This is a genomic window from Streptomyces sp. NPDC089915, assembly GCF_040684675.1.
Classification (GTDB): Bacteria; Actinomycetota; Actinomycetes; order Streptomycetales; family Streptomycetaceae; genus Streptomyces.
Genome location: NZ_JBFBGN010000255.1, coordinates 1 through 3993, shown reverse-complemented (window position 1 = coordinate 3993; position 3993 = coordinate 1). Strand labels below are relative to the sequence as shown.

At 78.2% G+C, this 3993-nt stretch carries 3 protein-coding genes and 2 pseudogenes; 3 read left to right on the top strand and 2 right to left on the bottom strand.

Translation table 11 applies throughout. The annotated features are described in order from the left end of the window. Positions 1 to 30 precede the first annotated feature (30 nt). The gene (locus AB0O29_RS34405; protein ID WP_365159921.1) at positions 31 to 621 is read left to right on the top strand and encodes an XRE family transcriptional regulator; all 591 of its coding nucleotides are present in this window, start codon (positions 31 to 33) and stop codon (positions 619 to 621) included. A gap of 132 nt (positions 622 to 753) precedes the next feature. Then, the gene (locus tag AB0O29_RS34400; RefSeq protein ID WP_365159919.1) at positions 754 to 918 is read left to right on the top strand and encodes a DUF6126 family protein; all 165 of its coding nucleotides are present in this window, start codon (positions 754 to 756) and stop codon (positions 916 to 918) included. Between the two features lie 7 nt (positions 919 to 925). Here AB0O29_RS34400 and AB0O29_RS34395 read toward each other — a convergent pair. After that, a pseudogene (locus tag AB0O29_RS34395) lies at positions 926 to 1522 on the bottom strand (DUF6629 family protein); the annotation flags it as partial. 18 nt (positions 1523 to 1540) lie between these two features. Beyond that, positions 1541 to 3055, bottom strand: a complete 1515-nt coding sequence (locus AB0O29_RS34390; protein ID WP_365159916.1) for an MFS transporter — start codon at positions 3053 to 3055, stop codon at positions 1541 to 1543. A 319-nt stretch (positions 3056 to 3374) separates the two neighbouring features. On the opposite strand from AB0O29_RS34390, the pseudogene AB0O29_RS34385 reads away from it, so the two are divergent. After that, positions 3375 to 3993 (top strand): annotated as a pseudogene (locus AB0O29_RS34385) (hypothetical protein); the annotation flags it as partial.

Below are 3993 nucleotides of genomic sequence, written 5' to 3'. Positions count from 1 at the left end.
CCCGCAACGTACCCGACCGCCCCGCGCGAGCTGCCCACCCCCTACGAGGTGGCCCTGCTGCTGCGCGAGCTGCGCCGGCGCGCCGGGCTCACCCTGGAGGCGGCCGCCGCCAGGGCCCGGCTCTCGCCCGCGCACCTGTCGCGGCTGGAGACCGGACGGCGCCAGCCCTCGCTGCCGCTGCTGCTCGGACTCGCCCGCACCTACGGTACGACCGTCTCCGAACTGCTCGGCGAGACCCAGGGGGTCCCGGACCCCATCGTACGGGCCGGCGGCCCCGGGGCCCGCGAGGCCGACGGGTGGACGTACTGGCAGGCCGGGGGCTCCGGGCGGGGGATGCAGGCGCTGCGCGTGCACGTCCCGCCCGGGCGCAGCCAGGGCGAGCTGGTCCGCGTCCACCCCGGCGAGGAGTGGCTGTACGTGCTCGGCGGGCGGCTGCGGCTGCACCTGGGGGAGGCCGAGCACCTGCTGGAACCGGGGGACAGCGCGCACTTCGACTCGCTGACCCCGCACCGGATCGGCGCGGCCGGTCCCGGCGGGGCCGAGCTGCTGTTCGTCCACACCCTGCTGCAGAGCAGCCTCGCCGGAATGTGCCTCGGCGGTACCGCCAAGCACCACTCCTAGCCGTCACCCCGGCCGCCTCCGTCCCCGGCCGTCACCATCGTCAGCCGTCACCGTCCTCAGCCGCCACCAGCCGACCGGCCCGCCGGCCGGTCCAGTCCAGGAGCCGTCCCCATGCCGTCCGAGGGAGAGAACATGTCCACCGCCACCGAGCCGTCCGCGCCGCGCGGAGTCTTCCGGCGCTTCGAGTCGAAGTTCCCGCGCGGCCTGGTCATCCGGCTGATCGCGTACCTGTTCGTGGGCCACCTCTTCGCCTTCTTCGTGTACCTGCTGTTCGTCCTGGGCGGCCAGAACCAGTAGCCCCCCGCCGGACCCAGCCCAGCACCAGCACCGAGGCCACCGCCGCGAACGCGCACCAGGTGGAGGCGAACTCCAGCCGCCACAGCGCCGCGCACACCGCCGCCCCCGCGCCCAGCACGGCCCCCAGCACCCTCAGCCGCCGGTCCCCGGACAGCAGCAGGGAGCCGAGGGCGGCGTACAGGTACCCCGCCAGGACCAGCGGCGCGAACGGGACGTCCACCGCGTAGCCCATCAGCCGCCCCCGCACCTCGGCGCTCACCGGCCGCACGGCCAGCCGGTACGCGAGCACCGCCGAGACGGCCAGCCCGGCGGCAGCCGGCCCCCACAGCCGGGGCCGCGCCCGGGGCGGGGCGGCGAGCAGCACCCCCAGCGCCACCCACGGCGGCAGCACGGGCAGCGCGATCACCGCCCAGGCCGTGGTGGCCGGGCCGCAGCCGCCGCCCGCGCGCCAGACGGCGGCCTCGACCAGCTGGTGCGCGCCCAGCAGCAGCGGCAGCGCGGCGACGGGCAGGTCCCGGGCCCGCCGCACGCGCGCCAGGCACACCACCCCGACGGCGGCCACGGCCGAGCCCGCCGCCAGGTCCGCCGACGCGCTCCAGCACACGGACGGCCTCCGGACCCGTCAGGGGGCGGGCTCCGGGCGGCTCTCCGCCCCGTGCGGATGCTCCAGGGGCGGGGAGCCGACCGCGCAGCAGGTGCGGCACTCCGGGTGGCAGGCCCCCGGCGCGGGGGAGCGCACGGTCGCCCACGCCAGGGCCGCGCCGGCCACCAGCAGCCCCGCGCACCAGGCCATGGCCCGGCCGAAGGCCGCGTCGAAGGCGCCGGCCGACAGGTAGGCGTCCGGGCCCATCCCGGCCAGCAGCGGCAGCGCCGCCACCGCGATCAGGCCGGCGGCCCGGGCGGCGGCGTTGTTGATGCCGCTGGCCAGGCCCGCCCGGCCGGGGTCCAGCGAGGCCAGCACGGTCGCGGTCAGCGGGGCCACCAGGGCGGCCATGCCCAGGCCGAGCACCGCCATCGCCGGCAGCACGTCCCGTACGTACGAGGCCCCCGGCCCCACGCGCAGGGTCAGCAGCATCCCGGCGGCGCACAGCAGCGGCCCGGCCGTGAGCGGGATCCGCGGGCCGATCCGCTCGCCCAGCGCCCCCGCGCGGGCCGACAGCAGCAGCATCAGGGCGGTGGTCGGCAGCAGTGCGGCCCCCGCGCCCAGCGCCGAGTACCCCGACACCACCTGGAGCTGGAGCACGATCAGGAAGAAGAACCCGCCGAAGGCCGCGTACACGCACAGGGTGACCAGGTTGACGGCCGTGAACTGGCGGGAGGCGAAGACGTCCGGCGGCACCATCGGATCCGGCCGCCGCCGCTCCGTGTACACGAACGCGGCCGCCAGCAGCACCCCGCCCACCGCCGCCCCGATGACGGCCGCGCCGCCCGAGCGGGCCTCGATCAGCGCGTACGTGAGCAGGGCCAGGGCCGCCGCCCCGAGCACCGCGCCGGCCACGTCGAACCGCCCGCCGGCCTGCGGATCCCGGGACTCCGGTACGTGTCTCAGCGCCACCGGCACGCACAGCGCGGCCACCGGCACGTTCAGCAGGAACACCCACCGCCAGCCCGGCCCGTCCACCAGCCAGCCGCCGAGGAAGGGCCCCACGGCCGCGCCGACACCGCCGAACCCCGACCAGAGGCCCACCGCCCGGGCCCGGTCGTCGGCCCGGATCGAGCCCTGGATCAGCGCGAGCGAACCGGGGGTCAGCAGGGCCCCGCCGACGCCCTGGAGGGCGCGGGCGCCGATCAGCACCCCGGCGTTCGGGGCGATGCCGCACAGCAGCGAGCCCACGGCGAACCACACCACCCCGAGGACGAAGATCCGGCGCCGCCCGAACCGGTCGCCGAGCGCCCCGCCCACCAGGATCAGGCCCGCCAGGGTCAGCAGGTAGGCGTTGACCGTCCATTGGAGGACCGCCAGATCGGCGCCGAGGTCGCGGCCGATGCGGGGGAGGGCCACGTTGACCACGGTCGAGTCCAGCAGGGCCATGGCCGACCCGAGGACGGTGGCGAGCAGCACCCACCGCCCCCGCGCGGACCGCAGCGCGACCTCCGGCGCCGCACCGGGCCCGGGACCGGAGCCGGGGACGGGCACGGGTCCGGGGACGGGCGTGGGCACGGCACCGGAGCCTGGCGCGGCACCGGAGCCCGGCGCGGGGCCGGGCACGGGACCGGAGCCGGGCACCGGACCGGGACCGCTCCCGGGCGGCGGTGGTGACGCACCGGGGCCGGGCACGGGTTCGCCGGGTGTCGCGCTCATCCCCCCAGGCTGACCCGCCCGCCCCGGAAGGGCCAGTGGGCGGGGCGTCGCGCGGGCGCCGCTTCCGGCCGCCCGCCCCCCGCATTCGGGGGGCGGGCGGCAACGCGTCCGCGGCCTGCCCGGCGGGCCGCCCGGGCCGACGTAGCGTGCCGGCATGACGCCGCAGATCGAGGCCCTCATGCGCACCGCCGGCCCGGACGCGGTCTGGGCGGTGGGATCGGCGGACTCCGTCCACGCCGCCCGCCCCGGCCCGCCCGGCGACTGGGACACCCCGCTCGCCGCCGCCGCCCTCACCCCGGCCCTCGCGCTCTGGCCCGTCCTCGGCACCCTCGTGGCCCGGGGCGAACTGAGCCTGCACACCCCGCTCACCGCCTACGGGGACCACCCCGAGACCACCACCCACCGGCTCCTCACGCGCGGCGAGGGCCAGGCCCCCCTCGCCGTCCTCACCCGCCTCGCCGAACACCTCGCCGGCGCCCCCCTCGGCGACTGCGCCGCCACCCGGATCTGGCGGCCCCTCGGCATGACCCGCACCCGCCTCGCCGACGGGGTGCTGCACACCACCCTGGCCGACCTCGCCCGCTTCCTGCGCCACCTGCTGTCCCCGGCCGACCACCCCGTCCCGCGCGCCTGGACCGCCGAGTCGCTGCGCATCCGCACCGGCGAGTTCACCCCCGCCCGGGGCCTGCTCTGGCACCCCGCGCCCGCCGGGGTGTGGGCCCACCACCCTGACGCAAACATCCGGCACCTTGGTGAACTCGCAGTCTCCGCAC

What these genes read in the sequence shown, in the direction of transcription:
- AB0O29_RS34400 (WP_365159919.1), top strand. Translation starts at nt 754, where the DNA reads ATGTCCACCGCCACCGAGCCGTCCGCGCCGCGCGGAGTCTTCCGGCGC.